The organism is Candidatus Pelagibacter sp. HIMB1542 (assembly GCF_052047835.1).
Lineage (GTDB): Bacteria > Pseudomonadota > Alphaproteobacteria > Pelagibacterales > Pelagibacteraceae > Pelagibacter.
Map to the genome: position 1 here is coordinate 229,963 of NZ_JBNAJB010000002.1, position 18,752 is coordinate 248,714.

At 26.8% G+C, this 18,752-nt stretch carries 20 protein-coding genes; 10 read left to right on the plus strand and 10 right to left on the minus strand.

Annotation, left to right across the window (positions count from 1 at the left end; translation table 11 throughout):
• Both coxB and ACTTBI_RS05495 read right to left on the minus strand, forming a co-directional pair.
• Complete coding sequence (coxB, locus tag ACTTBI_RS05490; RefSeq protein ID WP_440653037.1) at positions 1-816, minus strand: cytochrome c oxidase subunit II; 816 nt, start codon at positions 814-816, stop codon at positions 1-3.
• Positions 817-877: 61 nt separating this feature from the next.
• Positions 878-1,579 (minus strand): RsmE family RNA methyltransferase, encoded by a 702-nt coding sequence (locus ACTTBI_RS05495; protein ID WP_440653038.1) that lies wholly within the window; start codon positions 1,577-1,579, stop codon positions 878-880.
• Positions 1,580-1,595: 16 nt separating this feature from the next.
• Here ACTTBI_RS05495 and ACTTBI_RS05500 point away from each other — a divergent pair, with 16 nt between their 5' ends.
• Genes ACTTBI_RS05500 through ACTTBI_RS05510 form a run of 3 tightly spaced genes read left to right on the plus strand, consistent with a single transcriptional unit; the run spans position 1,596 to position 4,091 of the window.
• Entirely contained in the window at positions 1,596-2,261 is a 666-nt protein-coding gene (locus tag ACTTBI_RS05500; protein WP_440653039.1) for a haloacid dehalogenase type II, read from the plus strand.
• 18 nt (positions 2,262-2,279) lie between these two features.
• The gene (locus tag ACTTBI_RS05505) at positions 2,280-3,116 is read left to right on the plus strand and encodes a pirin family protein (protein WP_440653041.1); all 837 of its coding nucleotides are present in this window, start codon (positions 2,280-2,282) and stop codon (positions 3,114-3,116) included.
• A 3-nt stretch (positions 3,117-3,119) separates the two neighbouring features.
• On the plus strand, positions 3,120-4,091 hold the full coding sequence (locus ACTTBI_RS05510) for a quinone oxidoreductase family protein (RefSeq protein ID WP_440653042.1): 972 nt from the start codon (positions 3,120-3,122) through the stop codon (positions 4,089-4,091).
• Here ACTTBI_RS05510 and ACTTBI_RS05515 read toward each other — a convergent pair.
• Positions 4,088-4,492: a DUF2721 domain-containing protein gene (locus ACTTBI_RS05515; RefSeq protein ID WP_075506429.1), complete on the minus strand. Its 405-nt coding sequence runs from the start codon at positions 4,490-4,492 to the stop codon at positions 4,088-4,090. The two genes, ACTTBI_RS05510 and ACTTBI_RS05515, sit on opposite strands and share 4 nt — an antisense overlap.
• 52 nt (positions 4,493-4,544) lie before the next feature.
• On the opposite strand from ACTTBI_RS05515, the gene ubiA reads away from it, so the two are divergent.
• The 5 genes from ubiA to ACTTBI_RS05540 are packed head-to-tail and all read left to right on the plus strand — an operon-like array spanning position 4,545 to position 10,171.
• Complete coding sequence (gene ubiA, locus ACTTBI_RS05520; RefSeq protein WP_440653044.1) at positions 4,545-5,411, plus strand: 4-hydroxybenzoate octaprenyltransferase; 867 nt, start codon at positions 4,545-4,547, stop codon at positions 5,409-5,411.
• The gene (locus ACTTBI_RS05525; protein ID WP_440653046.1) at positions 5,412-7,148 is read left to right on the plus strand and encodes an ABC transporter ATP-binding protein; all 1,737 of its coding nucleotides are present in this window, start codon (positions 5,412-5,414) and stop codon (positions 7,146-7,148) included.
• Positions 7,149-7,150: 2 nt separating this feature from the next.
• A complete protein-coding gene (locus ACTTBI_RS05530) occupies positions 7,151-8,401 on the plus strand; it encodes a 3-deoxy-D-manno-octulosonic acid transferase (protein ID WP_440653048.1) in 1,251 nt (416 codons plus the stop codon).
• Entirely contained in the window at positions 8,382-9,311 is a 930-nt protein-coding gene (gene lpxK / locus ACTTBI_RS05535) for a tetraacyldisaccharide 4'-kinase (protein WP_440653049.1), read from the plus strand. The genes ACTTBI_RS05530 and lpxK overlap by 20 nt, the downstream gene beginning before the upstream one ends.
• Positions 9,311-10,171 carry a lysophospholipid acyltransferase family protein gene (locus ACTTBI_RS05540; protein ID WP_440653051.1) on the plus strand — a complete coding sequence of 287 codons (861 nt, stop codon included), beginning with the start codon at positions 9,311-9,313 and terminating at the stop codon, positions 10,169-10,171. Before lpxK ends, ACTTBI_RS05540 begins: the two co-directional genes overlap by 1 nt.
• 11 nt (positions 10,172-10,182) lie before the next feature.
• On the opposite strand, the gene ACTTBI_RS05545 is transcribed toward ACTTBI_RS05540, so the two are convergent.
• Positions 10,183-10,371, minus strand: a complete 189-nt coding sequence (locus ACTTBI_RS05545; RefSeq protein ID WP_440653052.1) for a DUF2093 domain-containing protein — start codon at positions 10,369-10,371, stop codon at positions 10,183-10,185.
• Between the two features lie 23 nt (positions 10,372-10,394).
• On the opposite strand from ACTTBI_RS05545, the gene purD reads away from it, so the two are divergent.
• Together purD and rsmD are read left to right on the plus strand one after the other, a co-directional pair.
• Positions 10,395-11,660 carry a phosphoribosylamine--glycine ligase gene (gene purD / locus ACTTBI_RS05550; RefSeq protein ID WP_440653054.1) on the plus strand — a complete coding sequence of 422 codons (1,266 nt, stop codon included), beginning with the start codon at positions 10,395-10,397 and terminating at the stop codon, positions 11,658-11,660.
• A complete protein-coding gene (gene rsmD / locus ACTTBI_RS05555) occupies positions 11,657-12,220 on the plus strand; it encodes a 16S rRNA (guanine(966)-N(2))-methyltransferase RsmD (RefSeq protein ID WP_440653056.1) in 564 nt (187 codons plus the stop codon). Before purD ends, rsmD begins: the two co-directional genes overlap by 4 nt.
• On the opposite strand, the gene ACTTBI_RS05560 is transcribed toward rsmD, so the two are convergent.
• From ACTTBI_RS05560 to ACTTBI_RS05585, 6 genes are read right to left on the minus strand one after another with little or no spacing between them, the layout of a single operon-like run.
• On the minus strand, positions 12,217-13,371 hold the full coding sequence (locus ACTTBI_RS05560) for a glucose-6-phosphate isomerase (RefSeq protein WP_440653057.1): 1,155 nt from the start codon (positions 13,369-13,371) through the stop codon (positions 12,217-12,219). The two genes, rsmD and ACTTBI_RS05560, sit on opposite strands and share 4 nt — an antisense overlap.
• Positions 13,371-13,685, minus strand: a complete 315-nt coding sequence (locus ACTTBI_RS05565) for a DUF3035 domain-containing protein (protein ID WP_440653059.1) — start codon at positions 13,683-13,685, stop codon at positions 13,371-13,373. The genes ACTTBI_RS05560 and ACTTBI_RS05565 overlap by 1 nt, the downstream gene beginning before the upstream one ends.
• Positions 13,672-14,178, minus strand: coding sequence for a signal peptidase II (gene lspA / locus ACTTBI_RS05570; protein WP_440653061.1), 507 nt, complete (start codon positions 14,176-14,178; stop codon positions 13,672-13,674). Before lspA ends, ACTTBI_RS05565 begins: the two co-directional genes overlap by 14 nt.
• Positions 14,178-16,907, minus strand: a complete 2,730-nt coding sequence (gene ileS, locus ACTTBI_RS05575; RefSeq protein WP_440653063.1) for an isoleucine--tRNA ligase — start codon at positions 16,905-16,907, stop codon at positions 14,178-14,180. Before ileS ends, lspA begins: the two co-directional genes overlap by 1 nt.
• The gene (locus tag ACTTBI_RS05580) at positions 16,904-17,827 is read right to left on the minus strand and encodes a bifunctional riboflavin kinase/FAD synthetase (protein WP_440653065.1); all 924 of its coding nucleotides are present in this window, start codon (positions 17,825-17,827) and stop codon (positions 16,904-16,906) included. The genes ileS and ACTTBI_RS05580 overlap by 4 nt, the downstream gene beginning before the upstream one ends.
• Complete coding sequence (locus ACTTBI_RS05585; protein ID WP_440653066.1) at positions 17,821-18,639, minus strand: TIGR01459 family HAD-type hydrolase; 819 nt, start codon at positions 18,637-18,639, stop codon at positions 17,821-17,823. Before ACTTBI_RS05585 ends, ACTTBI_RS05580 begins: the two co-directional genes overlap by 7 nt.
• Positions 18,640-18,752: the final 113 nt, after the last annotated feature.

An 18,752-nucleotide genomic window follows, 5' to 3' on the forward strand; every position in this document is an offset into this window, starting at 1 on the left:
TTATTTACTCGCTAGTTTTTTAAATTGATCTTCTTCATTAATTTCTTTTGCAAATTTTATTTTAGCACCAGTAAGCCATTCTTGATATTCCTCTTCAGAAACTACTCTAACTGTAATTGGCATAAAAGCATGTTTAATTCCACAAAGCTCAGAACACTGTCCATAATAAGTTCCAACTTCTTCTGCTTTAAACCATGTTTCATTTATTCTTCCAGGAACTGCATCTCTTTTAACTCCAAAAGATGGTAAAGCCCAAGCGTGTAAAACATCATTTGCGGTAATTAAAACTTTAATTACTTTATTTACTGGAACAACTAACTCATTATCTACAGCTAATAATCTAGGCTGATTTTCTTTTAAATCTTTATCTTCAATCATGTAAGAGTCGAAAATAATATTTTCATCTGGATACTCGTATCCCCAGTACCATTGGTAACCAATTGCCTTAACTGTTACATCTGCTTTCGGTATTGAATCTTGTTTATATAAAATTTTAAATGATGGAACTGCCATCACGATTAAAATTAAACATGGAATTAATGTCCATAAAACCTCTACAGCAACATTGTGAGTTCTTTTAGAAGGAACTGGATTTGCTGATGCTCTAAATCTGATGCATGCATAGACCATCAAAAATAAAACGAAAACGCTTATCGCAATTATGATTGGTAATAATAATTTATCATGAAAATTAACGATATCTCTCATAGACTCTGATGCTGCTTTTTGAAAACCTAATTGCCAATCTTTCGGCTGGTTAGCAAACGCGACTGCAGGGGTTAAAATTGAAAGAATTGTTAATATAATTTTTTTCATTTTTTTAACCCTATATAGAACGTCTTCAAAAAAATTACACTTTAGTTTTCGCGACAAAATATCAATTTATGGCGTATTTTATGATCGATATAGCTGAAATTACGGCTGTTTCAGATCTCAATATATTCTCATTAATTTTCAATGGTTGAACTCCGCTAAATTTTAGAATCTTAGCCCTTTCCTCTTCAGAAAAATCTCCTTCTGGACCTATAATTACACATGTAGGTTTATCTGTAACCTTATTTAAATCTATTCTGGTATTTTCAGAATTTAGATCAGTAAAAATTAAATCAACTTTATTGTTATTTAAAAAATCATCTAATGATTTTGGGTCTTCAATATCTGGAACATTAATTCTATTTGATTGTTCTGATGCTTCAATAATTACTTTCTCTAATCGCTCTTTATTAATCTTACGAACAATTGTCCTATCAAATATTATTGGAATAAACTTTGTGACACCTAACTCAGTTGCTTTTTGAATCATAAAGTTAAAATAATTTGATTTAATTGGAGAAAACGCAAGCCACAATTCTTTAGAATTTTCTTTTTGTCTCAATTGTTTTGTAACATTAAATTCAACAACACCTTTTGAGATATTTAAAATTTTTGCTTCCCATTCACCACTACTGTTGAATAATGAGAAAATTTCATTTTCTTTAACTCTCATTACTTTGTTTAAGTAATGTGATTGAGATTTATCAAGTGTACCAATTAAATTATTAGATAAACTTTTAGAAAAATATAATCTAATGTTACTCATATTATTAAATTAGTTTATGAAAAATATTAAAGCAATAATTTTTGACGCTTACGGCACTTTATTCGATGTAAATTCAGCAGCAGAAAAATGTAAAGACAAAATTGGTGATAAGTGGGAAGCTTTTGCAAATTATTGGAGAACTACACAATTAGAATACACATGGCTTAGAAGCTTAATGAAAAGACATAGAGATTTTTGGCAAATCACCGAGGACAGTTTGGATAAATCAATGAGTGTATTTAAAATAGATAATTCAATGAAGGATGAATTGTTAAATCTATATAGAATTCTCTCTCCTTTTGAAGAAGTTCCAGAAGTATTAAAATCTTTAAAAGAAAAAAATTTTAAACTAGCAATACTTTCTAATGGTACACCTTCTTTATTAAATGAATTAGTACAAAGTAATAAATTAGACAATTTATTTGATGATATTTTTTCTATCGAAGAAGTTGGTGTTTTTAAACCTGACTCTAAAGTTTATGATTTACCAATAAAAAAATATAAAATTGAAAAAAATGAAGTTGCTTTTTTAAGTGCAAATACTTGGGATGTATCTGGAGGAGGAAACTATGGATACAATTCTATATGGGTAAATAGAAACAATAATATCTTTGATAAACTTGATTATTCACCACAAAATGAAATTAAAAACTTAAATGATCTACTTGATATAACTAAGTAGATAATTATATCAGCATCCATGAAATCAATTGAAGTATCAAAAATTATAGATCCTATTCCAGCTTCGGATGGTGCAGGAGTAAAATTAAAAAGAAGTATTGGTGTTGAACCAAATTACTTTGATCCTTTCTTGATGCTAGACGAATTTGGATCTGAAAATAGCGAAGATTATATTGCTGGTTTTCCCCCTCACCCACATCGAGGAATTGAAACCGTTACTTATATGCTTGCTGGAGATTTTGAACACAAAGATAGTACCGGTGGTGAAGGAAGAATGACTGCAGGTGATGTTCAGTGGATGAAAACAGGAAGTGGAATTATTCATTCAGAGATGCCAGCTATGAAAGAAGGAAGACTTCATGGCTTTCAATTGTGGATTAACATGCCTGCTAAATTAAAAATGAGTAATCCTGAGTACATTTATATTGATGCTGACAAAATGAGCATTCATAAAGATGATGAGAAACAAGTAAAAGTTATTGCAGGTAAATTTGAAAACGCTGAAGGACCTGTAAAAGGTCATAATGTAGATCCAGTTTATTTTGATGTGGAGTTAAAAAAAGATAAAGAATTTAAATTTAATATTCAATCAACTCACAATACATTTATTTATCTAGTAAATGGTGAAATAGAAATTGGTAGTGAGAAACATGATAATGTTAAAGATAGTACTTTAATATTATTAACAAAAGGTGAAGAGCTTAAAGTAAAAGCAAAAACAGATGCTAAATTTCTTGTAATATCTGGAAAACCGATAAATGAAGAAATTGCAAGAGGTGGTCCTTTTGTGATGAATACTAAAGCAGAAATCTTGCAAGCAGTTCAAGATTATCATAATGGTACATTTGTAAAATAAATTATGAATTCAGTTATAATATCAAAAGCAGGTGGACCAGAAGTTTTAGAATATAAAGAACTTAAGCTTGAAGAACCAAAAGCTGATGAAGTAACAATTAAAAATCATGCTATTGGTTTAAATTATATTGATACTTATCACCGTTCAGGACTTTATCCATTAACTCTGCCCTCTCCAATTGGTCTAGAGGGAGCTGGAGAAATAACTAAAGTTGGTTCAGAGGTAAAAGATTTTAAAGTTGGAGATAAAGTTGCATACTGTGCAGCTCCTCTTGGTGCTTATTCAACTCATAGAAATTACCCAACTAAAAACTTGGTAAAAGTTCCTGATAGTGTTGATTTAGAAACTGCAGCAACATTAATGACAAAAGGGATAACTACTTTTTATCTTTTACACAAAACTTACCCCGTAAAATCAGGAGAAGATATTTTATTTCATGCAGCAGCTGGTGGTGTTGGTCAAATTTTTGGTCAATGGGCTAAAAGTTTAGGATGTAATGTAATTGGTACTGTTGGTTCAGATGAAAAAATAGAAAATGCAAAGCAAAATGGTTACGAACATGTAATTAATTACAACAAAGATAATTTTGCTGAAAAAGTTAAAGAGATTACAGAAGGAAAAGGATTGTCGGTTGTTTATGATGGAGTTGGAAAAAATACTTTTGATGGTTCAATTGAATGTTTAAAATTAAGAGGAATGTTGGTTTCTTTTGGTAATGCGTCTGGGCCTTTAGATCCTGTTAATGTTGCAAAATCAATTCAACCAAAAGGACTTTATTTAACAAGACCAAGTATTATGCAGTATACAACAACAAGAGGAGAGCTAGATGAAGCCGCAAATAAAGTTTTTGAAATGGCTTCAAGTGGAAAAGTAAAAGTAAAAATTTCAAAAAAATATAATCTAAAAGATATTGCTCAAGCACATAAAGATTTAGAGTCTAGAGTTCTTACAGGGCCAGCAGTTATACTTCCCTAGTTTACGTCTACATCCATATCAGACATATGAAGTTTAAGTGCATTTGTTGAAATTTGAATTTCTCTAATAAAAAAAATAATTGATATAATCATTGATAAACAACAAGAACCAAAAATTACTCTAGCAGCAAAAACTTCATCTAGGTAAAGTGCAAAGACTGTAAGCATATTAAATAGGAAGCCAAATGAGGCAAATAAAATTGTCCATCTAAGAAGCGTTATCCTACCACTTAAATTAATAAACTGCTTCTTCCACTCAGGTGGTATATGCTTTTCATAAACATGCTCATCATGTAGTTGACGAATTAAAATACTTAGAGAGTGAAATCTGTTACTATAAACACTCATAAGTAACGGAATAGCTGGAAACATTAAAGCAGTAACAGTGTAATCTATGTTCATACGAATCAATTTGATTATGAAACTACCCTTTGTTATTTACAAGTAAAATATTATGAACCAAATTAAACTTTTCATTGAATTAACAAGATTAAGAAAACCTATAGGTTACATGCTATTATTTTGGCCTTGTGCGTGGGGTCTAACTTTAGCTTATGATTTTTCATCAAGCTGGAATGACTATTATTTTTATTTAATATTATTTTTTCTTGGCGCAGTCCTCATGCGTTCGGCCGGATGCATTGTGAATGATATCTTAGATAGAAAATTTGACGCTAAAGTTTTTAGGACCAAGGACCGACCCATAGCCTCAGGAAAAATTTCAATTAAACTTGCAATCTTTTATTCAACAACACTTTGCTTATTAGCCTTTTTAGTTTTAATTAATTTTAACTTATTCACTATAATTCTTGCTTTAGGTTCAATGCCACTTGCTTTTACCTATCCTTTAATGAAAAGATTTACTTATTGGCCTCAATTTTTTTTAGGTATTACTTTTAATTATGGTCTAATACTTGGGTGGACAGCAATTAAAGGTGAAATTGATATAATTTCTATTCTATTTTATTTTGGAGCCATATTTTGGACATTAGGCTATGACACGATATATGGGTTTCAAGATCTTAAAGACGACGAAATTATAGGATTAAAATCAACATCTATAAAATTTAAGGGAAATGCAAAAAAATTTCTATTTTTATGTTATTCAATTTTAATAGTTTTCTTTTTATTAGGAGGTTTTTTTATGAATTTTCATAATGTTTATTATGTTTTGCTCATTCTGCCCTTAATTCATTTATTTCTTTATCAAATGAAAGTATTCAATCCTAAAGATCCAGCAAGTTGTTTAAAAGCATTTAAAAGTAATAATTTTTTTGGTCTAATAATTTTAATTAATATTTTAATTTCTCAGAACTTTTAGATGAATAAATCAGAAATTTATAAAAGACTTTATAATGATTATTCAAAATGGTATTTAAATAAAATATTTTTATCTGCATTTTTATCAATATTAGTTGCTGGGAGCACTTCTTCAATCGCCTGGCTTTTAGATCCAGCAATAAAAAAACTTTTTATTGATAAAGATCAATCTTTAATATTTTTTATACCTTTAATGATTGTAATTGCATTTGCAACAAAAGGTCTCTCCTTATATTTTGCAAAAGCCACAATGATTGGTGTTGGTGAGTCTATTAAGAAAAAATTACAGTATGATATGGTTCAAAATTTAGTTGCAACGGATACACAAATTATTGATAAAAAACATTCAGGTAAATTTATTTCAAACCTTACATATGATGTTACTCATATTACTAATTTACTAAGTAATGCTGTATTAACACTTTTTAAAGATACCTTAACTCTTATTTGTTTATTGGGAGTAATGTTTTTTCAAAATTGGAAGTTAGCGCTAATTTCTATAATTATGATACCTCTTGCAAGTATTGCTGCTAAAACTTTAGGTAAAAGAATTAATAAAGTTACAACAGAAGCTCAACAAAAATCTGGGTTTTTAACTACATACTTAGTTGAACTTTTTAAAAATCATAAATTAATCAAAATTTTTCAAAAGGAAAATTATGAAAAAAAACGAGCAGATAAATTTTTATCAGATTTGAAAGATAAAAATCAAAAGATACAGACAGTCTTTGTTAGGATGTCTCCAATAATGGAAACATTTACAGGTATAATGATTGCAATATTAATTTTCTATTCAAGTTTATTGATTTCAAAAGAGGAACTTGAAATAAATAATTTTTTTTCATTTTTAGCTGCAATGATGTTGGCTTATCAGCCTGTGCGTGCTTTATCAACTCTAAGCTTGGTTGCAAATCAAGGCATATCAGGTGCATCTCGGATATTGCCAATTATAGATCAACAAAATCAAATTAAAGATAAAGTTAACGCAAATTCTATTAAGGTAAAAAAATCTAACATCAAATTTAAAAATATAAATTTTTCATATGACTCTAAAGGGGCCCAAACTTTAAAGTCAATCAATCTTGAGTTTGAGGGAGGAAAGATGACATCTTTAGTAGGTCATAGTGGGTCTGGCAAATCTACTATAATGAATTTAATTCCAAGATTTTATGATGCTCAATCTGGAGATATTACAATAGATGGGCAATCTATATATGACGTTAGTCTTAAGTCGCTAAGAAACGAGATATCCTTAGTAAGCCAAGAGACGACACTTTTTGATGATACAATATTTAATAATATTAAATATGGTAACGATAATTCTACAGATCAAGAGGTTTATGAAGTTTCAAATTTAGCTTTTTGCGATGAATTTATAAAAAACTTACCTCAAAAGTATCAAACTTTAATAGGTGAAAATGGAGTGAGATTATCAGGAGGTGAAAAGCAAAGGCTTTCAATAGCAAGAGCAATGATGAAAAAAAGTTCAATTATTTTGCTGGATGAGGCAACTTCATCTTTGGATACTGAAACTGAAAACAAAATTCAAGAGGCACTAAAAATTTTAACTAAAAATAAAACTACAATAGTAATAGCTCATAGACTCTCAACAGTATTAAATTCAAATAACATCTATTTAATTGATTCAGGAAATATTATTAACAGTGGTAAACACGAGGAACTATTGAACAATTCCAAATTGTATAAAAGTTTTTATGAAAAACAAATACAAAAATAATTATGTTTTTTTTATACCAAATAATTTTTACAATTATTTTGTTTATTTCACCTTTTATATTTGTTTATAGAATTTTCAAAAATAAAGAGGATAAAGCAAGGTTTGTTGAAAAATTTAGTATTCCTTCTAAAAAAAGATTAAATGGAAAACTTATTTGGTTTCATGGTGCAAGTGTTGGGGAAGTTTTAAGTGTAATACCGTTAATAAAATATTATGAAAAAAATAAAAAAATTAGTCAAATTTTAATTACTTCAAGCACATTAAGTTCATCAAAAGTAATTAAAAAATTCAAATTTAAAAAAACTATACATCAATTTTATCCAATTGATTACTTTCCTATTACAAATAAATTTTTAAATTTTTGGAAACCTGATCTAGGTATATTTATTGATTCAGAAATTTGGCCTTGCATGTTTAAAAACATGTATTCAAAAAAAATTCCATTACTCTTGCTAAATGCACGAATAACAAAAAAAACATTCAATAAGTGGATCAAAATAAAAAGTATAAGTAAATCTATTTTTGAATATATAAAAGTTGCATATCCTCAAAATCTTGAAACAAAATCATATCTGAGAAAATTATCTAATTGTAAAATAAAGCATATTGGTAATTTAAAATTTTCTGAAGATTACGATAGTGATTTAGAAAAAATTAATACTAAGTTAAAATCTTATTTAATAAAAAAAAAAATTTGGGTCGCATCAAGTACCCATAAATTTGAGGAAATATTTTGTGCTAAAGCTCATTTAGAATTAAGAAAAAAATATAGAAATATATTAACTATAATTATTCCAAGACATATACATAGAGCTGATAAAATAAAACTAGAATTAGAAAATTTAGGGCTAAAAGTTTTTCGTCATAGTTCAAAATTGAACAAACCTGAAAATTTTGATATTTATTTAGTGGATACTTTTGGTGAAACAAAAAAATTTCATAATATTAGTTCAACTGTTTTCTTGGGTGGGTCTATCATGAAAAGAGGTGGTCAAAATCCACTGGAAGCCGCACGATTTGGAGCAAATATTCTTCATGGTCCTAATACTGACAACTTTAGAGATGTTTATAAACTGTTAAATTCCCTTGGTATATCAAAAAGAATTTACTCATCGAAGGAACTTGCTTCTTCAGTATCATTTGTAAAGAATAAAAAAGGTGGAAAACAAATAACAAATATTGGAGAAAAAATTTTAAAAAAAACTATAAAAGAGCTAAACAATCATATCTTTAATGAATTTAAGAAAACCTAATTTTTGGAACTTAAAAAAACCAAATATGTTAGCTTATCTTTTGTTGCCAATAGCAAAAACTATTCAATTATTTAATATTTTAAAAAAATATTCTCGGCCAAAAAAATTTAAAATTAAGACTATTTGTATTGGAAATATATATGTTGGTGGAACAGGGAAAACATCTTTGAGTATAGAATTAAATAAAATTTTGAATAATAAAAATATTAAATCTTGTTATGTAAAAAAGTTTTATAAAAATCAAATTGATGAACAAACAATTTTGAAAAATAAGGGAAAGCTTTTTTTATCCAATGAAAGAGTGACGGCTATTAAACTAGCAGAGGAAGATAAATATGAAGTTGCAATTCTTGATGATGGTCTTCAAGATAGAAGTATAGAATTTTCTTCAGAAATTGTTTGCTTCAATAGTATAAATTGGATTGGAAATGGTTTGACAATCCCAGCAGGACCTTTGCGAGAAAATATTAGTAATTTGAAAAGATACAAAAATATATTTATCAATGGAAACCTAGAAAATACAGAAAAAATTCAAGCAGAGATTAAAACAATTAATCCTCAAATAAATATTCATTTAGGGAAATATATCCCTTTAAATTTAAATGAATTCAACCTCAATGATAAATATATAGTCTTCTCTGGAATTGGAAACCATTCAACATTTATCTCGATGCTTAATTTAAATGGACTAAAAATAATAAAAGATTTTGAATATCCTGATCATTATCAGTATGAAAAGGAAGATATTGATAAAATTCTATTTCAAGCTGAAAATTTAAATTGCAAAGTAATTACAACAGAGAAAGATTACGTAAGATTGGATAAAATTTATTCTAATAAGATTAAGTTTTTAAAATCTAAATTAAAAATTATAGATGAAGAAAAATTTATGAGGTGTATTGGCTATTAATGAAAAATATAAAATATCTTTTTCAATTCTTATTAATAATTTTTCTTTTTATTTTTTTTAAAATTTTAGGTGCAAATTTATCTTCAAAATTTAGTGGTAAAATTTTTGAAAAAATAGGACCATTTTTTAGATCCAAAAAAGTTATAAATTCAAATATTAAAAGAGCTTTTCCGGATATCAATTTAGAAAAATTAGAAAATATTAAATCACAAATGTGGAATAATTTTGGAAGAATTTTTGCAGAATATATGTTTATAAAAAATTTTAGATCTGGAAATCTAAACTCTCAAATTTCAATAAAAGGAGGAGAAATACTTGAAGAAATAAAAAAAAATAATCAACAGGTAATTTTTATTTCAGGACATCTAAGTAACTTCGAACTTATGGCGATGTGTTTGGAGAAAAGTGGTATACGTCTTGCAGCTATCTATCGTCCATTAAATAATATTTATTTAAATAAAATAATGGAAAGAATTAGAAAAAAATACATTTGTAATAAACAAATAAAAAAAGGAATTGGTGGGCTTAAAAACTTAATTCAACTCAAAAGAAAAAAATATTCTACAGCTTTAATGATTGACCAAAGAGTTTCAGAGGGAATACTATCAAATTTTTTTAATCAAAAAGCTTTAACAACAACTATTCCTGCACAATTGATTAAAAAATTTAATATACCAGTGGTCCCAGTATATATAGAGAGAATTAAAAGTATAAATTTTGAGATAACTATTAATAAACCTTTGACATTTCCGTTAAGTCACTCTCAAGAAAAAATTACAGATGAATTAAATAAAGTTCTTGAAGATATGATTATAAAGAATCCCGGACAGTGGATATGGTCACACAATCGATGGAAATAAAATTTATTTGTCTACTCTTTATCTCTTTTTTTATGTGCTTCTATGTATGAATAATAAGCTTCCTGTTTATCTACATTCCAATAGGTTAAATTTTCTAACATAATTTTTTTTCCTGAAATAGCACATATAACATAATCACCAGTCTCTAAGATATTAAAGTTATTGGGCAGATATTTTAATTTAGCTAATTTATTTTTCATTTCTAAGATATATAAATAGTTATATGAAAATTGCAATTTTAGGTAGTGGTGGAAGAGAGCATGCTTTAACGTTTTCAATATCTAAATCAAACATAGTTGAAAAAATTTATTGTATACCAGGTAACGCAGGAACATCTGAACTAGCTGAAAATATTTCTCTAGATACAAATAATTTTAAAACTGTTTATGAATTTTTAAAAAATAACAATGTTGATCTTGTAATTATTGGTCCTGAAGATCCACTTGTAAATGGCATTGTAGACTATCTGGAAAAACTAAATATAAAAGTTTTTGGTCCAAATAAGATCGCTTCACAATTAGAGGGTTCAAAAATTTTCACAAAAAAACTTTGTAAAAAATATAAAATACCAACTGCAGAATTTGGTATTTTTGAAAATGTTGATGATTCTAATAGGTATATTGATAATGCAAAACACCCATTGGTAATTAAAGCAGATAATTTAGCAGCTGGAAAAGGTGTCTATATTTGTAGAGACAAAAAAGAGTCTTATACGGCAGTAAAAGAAATATTTGACGGTAAGTTTGGAGTTGCAAAAAATATTCTATTTGAAGAATTTTTAGAAGGTGAAGAAATGAGCTATTTTATCGTTAGTGATGGAAAAACATTTAAATATTTTGGCTCCGCTCAAGATCATAAAAGAGTTGGAGAAGGTGATGAAGGTAAAAATACAGGAGGAATGGGTGCATACTCACCATCAAGACTTTTTAATAAAGAACTAGAGCAAAAAATAAAAGATAGAATTATTAAGCCAACCTTAAAAGGTATAAATGATTTGGGAACAAAGTATAAAGGATTTTTATATGCTGGATTAATGATAGTTGGTAATGAACCATATTTAATAGAATACAATGTAAGAATGGGTGATCCTGAGTGTCAAACAATTCTTCCAACTTTGGAAACTGATATCATCCAAATTTTTCAATCATGTATTAATGAAAAGCTTAATGAAATAGAAATAAAATGGATAAATAAGAAAAGCTTGTGTGTTGTATTATGCTCAAATGGCTATCCCGATAAATATAAAAAAAATATAATTATAAATAATTTGGAGCAATTAAATTTAGGTGAAAATAATTATTTGTTTCATGCGGGAACAAAAAAACAGGATAATAAAATTTATGCAGTAGGAGGAAGAGTATTAAATTTTATTTCAATTTCTAAAACTTACAGTGAAGCAAAAAAAAATATCTATAAAAACTTGGAAAAGTTAAATTGGAAAGATGGTTTTTTTAGAAAAGATATTGGATACAAAGTCATTGATAAATGAGAATTATTAGTGGCACTTTTAAAGGAAAAAAAATCCTTGAACCCAAAGATAAAGAAACGAGACCTTTAAAAGATTTAACAAAGGAATCTATTTTTAATATTATTAATCATTCAAATAAGTTTTCAATCAATCTGGAAAAATCTTATGTCTTAGATTTATTTTCTGGAACAGGATCTTTTGGTTTAGAATGTTTATCTAGAAAAGCAAAACATGTGAACTTTGTAGAAAATTATAAAGGAATATTACCTATCCTAAAAAAAAATTTATCAAATTTAAAAAAAGTAAACAACTACTCAATTATTGAAAAAAATATTTTCATTGATTGTGATTTTTTAGAAACAAAAGAAAAATTTGATATTATTTTTTTAGATCCTCCTTACAAAGAAAAAGAAATTAATGATATTTTGAATAATCTTTATAAATTTAAAACTCTTAAACCAGGTGGAATAATAATTATTCATAGACATAAAAAAGAGAAAGATAGTTTCCCTGAAAAATTCAAAATCATCGAAGAAAAAAAATATGGAATTTCTAAAATAATTTTTGGAAAATTTATTTAAGCTAATATTTTCTTTGTTTCGGTTTTAATTAACTCTACCGCAGGTTGGTCAAAAGGATTGATTTTAAGAGATCTTCCCAACAAGATTGTTTCGAAAATAAAAAAAGTAAAAAGCTCACCTAAGGTTTTTTCATCTCTTTTCAAAATCTCAAAACTCCTAAAAGGTATTTTCTTACTTTTAAAAACATTCTCAGTAGCTTGTTTTTGAGCGTAAATAATATGATCAATATCTTTATTTTTTAAATAACTCTGCATTTTTAAAATTTGGCTATTATTTATTTTTAGAGAATTTTTTTCTTTAACATAAAAAAAAGTAAAAAAATTATTCTTACAACCATCTAAATATAATTGCATAACACTATGATTATCTTTAGGCATATTTGAAACAATAGGAAGAATACCTATACCTTTTTTACCTAAACTTTCGGCAACTAATTGTTGGTACCAGTTAAATAGATTTGTAGATTTTTCATCATAATTTATGATTACAGAATTAAATTTTTTTCTTTTTACAAAGTATAAGATTTGATCAACATTTTTGATTAAGGAATTTAAATAATTTTTATTTTTTATTAAATTGTTTAATTGTTTAAATTTACCAGAGTCTAGACCCATCAATTCTGCTGGTAACATTCCTACTTCTGATAAGACAGAGTATCTTCCTCCTATAAAATTATTGTGATGAATTATTTCTGATTTAAGTTTCTCAGCTAAAATATGAAGATAATTTTTTTTATTTTCTGTAATAAAGATATTCTTATTTTCTTTTTTTACAAAAATATTTGTATTAACAACTGTTTCTGTAGTGTTACCAGATTTAGATATTATTAAATTTAAACACTTTTTTTTTTGATTTTTTTTTATATATGGTTTTAAGTTGTCTAAAAATTCAAATTTTTTTTTAATTTTATGTTCTAAAAAATCATAGATAGCTTGTGTCCCTAATGAAGAACCTCCCATTCCTATAACCCTGCAATAATCAAAATTTTTAAATTTAGAAATTGTCTTTTTATTATAATTATTCCTATACTCTTTTTTTAACGATTTAATTACAAAATTATCTTCATTAAGAATATGTGTTAATTTTTTTTTTAAGTTTTTGTTTAACTTGTTTTTCCTAAAAAGTTTTAATTGGATACTTTTTGTGAACATTATCTATTTTCAATTTTGCTCAAAATAGAACCTTCTAAATCAGTGTTTGTTGTCTCTTGAGTAGTATCTTCAATATTTCCTTTAATTAAATTTTTTATGTCATTTTCTTCTAAATTTTTATTATTAATTTGATTTTCATTTGGAATAGGTAATTCATTAAATTCTGGAGGAAGAACAAGAGGAGATTTTTTTTCTACTAAAAACTCATCACTACTATTTTTTTTTTGATTTTGAAAACCTTCTTTAACATTGCTACACCCATATAAAACAATTAGAATTATGCCTAAAATAGATAGTTGGTTAAAATTTTTCATTATTTTTTTTTTCTGTTTTATCAATACATTCAATGACAATCATAGATACAATTCCAATTGTTATAAATATATCTGAAACATTAAAAATAAACCAATGAAAATTTCCTACATGAAAATCTATAAAATCTGGTACAGCTTTATAAATTATCCTGTCAAAAAAATTTCCCAAAGCGCCACCAAGCACTAATAATAGTGCATATTTTCTTAATGGATCACTTTTTCTTATCATAAAAATAATAAAGATAATCACTAAAAATATTAAAAAAGTTAGACCATTGTATAAATAATTTTCATTAAATGAAAATAGTCCGAAAGCTATTCCTTCGTTCCAAATTAGATGAATGTTCAAAAATTTTGATGAGTATATTTCAGAATTAAAATTAAGTTTATCCTGATGAATTACAAATAGTTTTGATATTCTGTCTAAAAAAAAAATAATTAAAATTAAAATAGTTTCTAAATAATAATTTTTAAATATTTTATTTAAAGACATTAAGAATTTTGAGGACAATTAGATCTAGCACATCCTTTTTCATTTATTTTCCAACACATCGAGCATTTCGCTCCTTTCACTTTTTCTGTAATAACATTTGCGTCAATGTTATTTTCATAATTAACTTCAGCTTTAGAAGTTATACAAAGCTCGGAAAAATCAATATCTTTTGTGATACTTTCTAAATTTTGATCTAAATGAATTTTAATCTCAGCTTCTAAACTTGATCCTATTACTTTGGCTGCTCTTTTTTCCTCTATACTTACATTGCATAAATTTCTAATTTTAATTAACTCAATCCATTTCTGATTTAATTTTTCATTATGAAAACTTTTTGGAAAAGTTAAAAAGTTTTCTAAATGAATACTTTTTTGGTTTTTAAATAATAATTGATAAATTTCTTCAGTTGTGAAAGACAAAATTGGAGCAAACCATTTAAGTAAAGAGTTTAAAATTATATTCAACAATAAAATAGTTGATTTTCGTTTGGGGTCATCTAAAGAGTCACAGTATAAAGTGTCTTTTCTTATATCAAAATAAAAAGCTGACAAATCTACAGTACAAAAATTTAATAGTTCTTTATACAAATTGTGAAAATCATAATTCTCAAAATATTTTTTGAAATTATTATTTAAAGAATACAATTTATGTAGCATGTACTGCTCTAAATCAGGTAAATTATTTAATTCTATTTTTTCAAGATCAATTATCTCAAAATTGTCATTTAGATTTCCTAATAAATATCTAAATGTATTTCTAATCTTCCTATATGAATCTGCGTGTTGATCTAAAATTGAATAATCTATTCTTAAATCCTCCGAATAATTTGATGATGCTACCCAAATTCTTAAAATATCTGCTCCATATTTTTTTAAAATATCTTCTGGAGCAATGACATTTCCTAATGATTTAGACATTTTTAAACCTTTTCCATCTACAACGAAACCGTGAGATAAAATTGAGTCAAAAGGAGCTCTACCTCTTGTTCCACATGATTCTAATAATGATGAATGAAACCACCCTCTATGTTGATCTGAACCTTCTAAATACATTGATGCTGGCCACTTGAGATCATTTCTTTTCTCCAATACAAATGAATGAGTTGAGCCACTATCAAACCAAACTTCTACGATATCACTTAGTTTATCATAATCTTGGGCTTTGTACTTGTCTCCTAAAAATCTTTGCGGATCGTCTGAAAACCAACAATCAGATCCCTCTTTTTCATAAATTGATGCAATATTTTCATTAACTTCATCATCAACTAAAATTTCTTTAGTTTCTTTATTAACAAATATAGGTAGAGGCACGCCCCATACCCTTTGTCTAGAAACACACCAATCAGGTCTAGTTTCGATCATAGATTTTAATCTTTCTTTTCCTTTGCTTGGATAAAATGTAGTATCATCAATGGCTTTTAAAGCTTTGTCTCTTAATTTATGACTTTCCATAGAAATAAACCACTGAGGTGTTGCTCTATGAACCAATGGTGCTTTTGATCTCCAAGAATGAGGATAAGAATGAACTAGTTCACCATTTGACAATAAATTTTTTTGCTCTTTAAGTTTTTCAATTACTATTGGGTTAGCTTTAAAAATATGAATACCTTCAAATAATTTTACATTATTTGTATATTTCCCATCACCATCAACTGTCTCTATTGCTTTTATTCCATTATTCAAACATAAATTAAAATCATCAGGTCCATGACTTGGTGCACAATGAACTATTCCTGTACCCTGCTCTGTAGTCACAAATCTTGCTTCTAACATTGGGATTTCAGTTTCATAACCTAAATTTAAAAAGGGATGATTACAAATAGTATCTTTAAACTCTTTTCCCTTAAAATTTTTAATCTCTTTATAATTTTTAATTCCACATTCTTTTATGACCGACTCAAGTAAAGCTTGTGCAACAACTATTTTTCTGTTTTGAAAATCCCCTTCATCATTAACTTGCAATAAAACATAATCTAATGCCTCATTATAAGCTAATGCTTTATTAGCAGGAATTGTCCATGGTGTAGTAGTCCAAATTATAATTTCACTTTTTTCTAATTCTTTAATTTTAGACGATCTTACTGGAAATGATGTATATATAGTATCTGACTTGTGGTCTTGGTATTCTACTTCTGCATCAGCAAGAGCAGTTTTTTCAACAGTTGACCATAAAACTGGTTTATATCCTCTGTATAAACTTCCTTCTTTTAAAAATTTTCCAAGTTCTCTTACTATTTGAGCCTCTGCATCAAAACTCATTGTAGAATAATAATTTTCCCAATCACCAACTACACCCAATCTTTTGAATTGACCTTTATGAATTTCGATCCATTTTTCTGCAAAAGATCTACATTCTTTTCTAAACTCAACTATGGGGACATCATTTTTATTTTTCTTATTTTTTTTATATTCCTCTTCTATTTTCCATTCGATCGGCAAACCATGACAATCCCATCCAGGTACATAAATTGAGTCTTTACCATCCATTTGATGAAATTTAACAATTATGTCTTTTAAAATTTTATTTAACGCTGTCCCCATATGAATGTTGCCATTTGCATATGGAGGGCCATCATGTAAGACAAATTTTTCTTTACCTTTGCTTGATTTTCTCAATTCATCATAAAGGTTTATTTTTTGCCAATAATTTAGAATTTCTGGTTCTCTAGTTGGCAAGTTCGCCTTCATTGAGAAAGCCGTTTTAGGTAGATTTATATCAGATTTACTCATTTAGTTTTTTTTGCAATATTTAAATCAGATTTAATTTGTTTTCTGAGTTGATCAACATTCTTAAATTTTTTTTCTTTTCTAATAAACTTTAAAAACTGCACTGATAAAAGCTTATTATAAAGATTTCCAGAAAAATTAAACAAATGAACCTCAAGTAAGATTTTTTTTTGATTAAATGTAGGTCTATAGCCAAGATTTGCTATTCCACTCAATTTTTTTTGATTTTTTTTTCTTAATACTCTTACCGCATAAACCCCTGGCTGTGCTAAGACATAATCCTTAATATCTATGTTGCATGTTGGAAAACCAATTTTTTTTCCAATTTGTCTTCCCCTTTGAACTATTCCATCAATTGTCCACTCTCTTCCTAAAAATTTATTAGCTCTTTTTAAATTACCTTTTTCCAGCAAGTTTCTTATTATCGTTGAAGATACTATTTTTTTACTTTTTAAAAGTGGCTTTGGTTTAATAACTTTATAATTATAATTTTTTTCATTTTGTATAAGTAATTTAACATCACCTTCTCTTTTATTTCCAAATCTAAAATTATTACTTACAAATATAAACTTACAATTGAGTTTTTTATATAAAATTTCTTTTATAAATTTAATTGATTTTATTTTGGAAAAATTTTTATCAAATTTTTTTGTAATTATAAAATCTACTTTTAATTCTTTAAGTAATTCTAATTTTTGATTTACAGACGAAATTTTAAAATTCTTCAATGAATTGTTAAAATACATCTTGGGCATTGGATCAAAATTAATCACACCAATTTTTGAATTATATTTTTTTTTATATGATAGAGCTAATTTAAATAATTTTTGATGTCCTAAATGAAGACCATCAAAATTTCCAATTAATATAATTGAATTTTTGTGGTGATTATTAATATTGAAATTTTTATATAACTTTACCATTTTAATTCTCTTTGAGTAAAATTAACGATAGCTTCATACTCCTTTGATACTTCAGTAACTCCTTTGCTCTGTATTTCTTCTTTATGAATTCCATTACAAACCAACAAGGAATGGTAATTTAATAAGTTAGCACCCTTTATATCTGTATTTAAATTATCACCAATTGCCAAAACTTTCTTACCAATATTGTCTATAGACTGATTATAAACCTCAGCATGAGGTTTGCCAAAATAAATTACTTCTCCACCCATTTTTTCAAAAACCATAGCAACTGAACCTGCACACAATTCTCTAATATTTCCTCGATCAACAATTAAGTCAGGGTTGGTACAAATCATTTTTTTTGTTGTATGATTTTCAAGTAAGTTTTTGTAATAACTTAAATCATCTTCATGGTCATCGAACAAACCTGTGCAAAGTAAATATTCACTTTCATTTAGTTCAGTTGATTTGTTATTTTTAAATTCATTGAATAAATCAAAATCTCTAGGGGGACCTATATGAAAAAAATTCTTAGATTTGAAAGATGTTTTTAAAAAATTTAAAGCTGCTTCACCCGAGGTATACACATGTTTTGTCAAATCTTCGCTCATGCCCATTTTTTCTAAAAATTTATTTACCGTAGTATTTGGTCTTGGAGCATTGGTTAAAAGAACAAAACTTTTATTTTTTTTCTTTAGTTCATTTAGAGTTGCTATTGCTGAGTTATGTAATTTGACACCATTATGAATGACCCCCCATAAATCTATGTAAAAAAGGTCATAATTATCAGCAATTGACTGAAGGCCATCTAAGTCTAAATTTTTGGTCATTATTTTACCTATAAACCATAATATTTAGATTTTCCTAGCATAATTACTCTGAAAAGATTCTCTTATCTTGAAATAGGCTATGAAATATCTATATGAGGCTCATATTTATATAG

What these genes read in the sequence shown, in the direction of transcription:
- coxB (WP_440653037.1), bottom strand. Translation starts at nt 816, where the DNA reads ATGAAAAAAATTATATTAACAATTCTTTCAATTTTAACCCCTGCAGTC.
- ACTTBI_RS05495 (WP_440653038.1), bottom strand. Translation starts at nt 1,579, where the DNA reads ATGAGTAACATTAGATTATATTTTTCTAAAAGTTTATCTAATAATTTA.
- ACTTBI_RS05500 (WP_440653039.1), top strand. Translation starts at nt 1,596, where the DNA reads ATGAAAAATATTAAAGCAATAATTTTTGACGCTTACGGCACTTTATTC.
- ACTTBI_RS05505 (WP_440653041.1), top strand. Translation starts at nt 2,280, where the DNA reads ATGAAATCAATTGAAGTATCAAAAATTATAGATCCTATTCCAGCTTCG.
- ACTTBI_RS05510 (WP_440653042.1), top strand. Translation starts at nt 3,120, where the DNA reads ATGAATTCAGTTATAATATCAAAAGCAGGTGGACCAGAAGTTTTAGAA.
- ACTTBI_RS05515 (WP_075506429.1), bottom strand. Translation starts at nt 4,492, where the DNA reads ATGAACATAGATTACACTGTTACTGCTTTAATGTTTCCAGCTATTCCG.
- ubiA (WP_440653044.1), top strand. Translation starts at nt 4,545, where the DNA reads ATGAACCAAATTAAACTTTTCATTGAATTAACAAGATTAAGAAAACCT.
- ACTTBI_RS05525 (WP_440653046.1), top strand. Translation starts at nt 5,412, where the DNA reads ATGAATAAATCAGAAATTTATAAAAGACTTTATAATGATTATTCAAAA.
- ACTTBI_RS05530 (WP_440653048.1), top strand. Translation starts at nt 7,151, where the DNA reads ATGTTTTTTTTATACCAAATAATTTTTACAATTATTTTGTTTATTTCA.
- lpxK (WP_440653049.1), top strand. Translation starts at nt 8,382, where the DNA reads ATGAATTTAAGAAAACCTAATTTTTGGAACTTAAAAAAACCAAATATG.
- ACTTBI_RS05540 (WP_440653051.1), top strand. Translation starts at nt 9,311, where the DNA reads ATGAAAAATATAAAATATCTTTTTCAATTCTTATTAATAATTTTTCTT.
- ACTTBI_RS05545 (WP_440653052.1), bottom strand. Translation starts at nt 10,371, where the DNA reads ATGAAAAATAAATTAGCTAAATTAAAATATCTGCCCAATAACTTTAAT.
- purD (WP_440653054.1), top strand. Translation starts at nt 10,395, where the DNA reads ATGAAAATTGCAATTTTAGGTAGTGGTGGAAGAGAGCATGCTTTAACG.
- rsmD (WP_440653056.1), top strand. Translation starts at nt 11,657, where the DNA reads ATGAGAATTATTAGTGGCACTTTTAAAGGAAAAAAAATCCTTGAACCC.
- ACTTBI_RS05560 (WP_440653057.1), bottom strand. Translation starts at nt 13,371, where the DNA reads ATGTTCACAAAAAGTATCCAATTAAAACTTTTTAGGAAAAACAAGTTA.
- ACTTBI_RS05565 (WP_440653059.1), bottom strand. Translation starts at nt 13,685, where the DNA reads ATGAAAAATTTTAACCAACTATCTATTTTAGGCATAATTCTAATTGTT.
- lspA (WP_440653061.1), bottom strand. Translation starts at nt 14,178, where the DNA reads ATGTCTTTAAATAAAATATTTAAAAATTATTATTTAGAAACTATTTTA.
- ileS (WP_440653063.1), bottom strand. Translation starts at nt 16,907, where the DNA reads ATGAGTAAATCTGATATAAATCTACCTAAAACGGCTTTCTCAATGAAG.
- ACTTBI_RS05580 (WP_440653065.1), bottom strand. Translation starts at nt 17,827, where the DNA reads ATGGTAAAGTTATATAAAAATTTCAATATTAATAATCACCACAAAAAT.
- ACTTBI_RS05585 (WP_440653066.1), bottom strand. Translation starts at nt 18,639, where the DNA reads ATGACCAAAAATTTAGACTTAGATGGCCTTCAGTCAATTGCTGATAAT.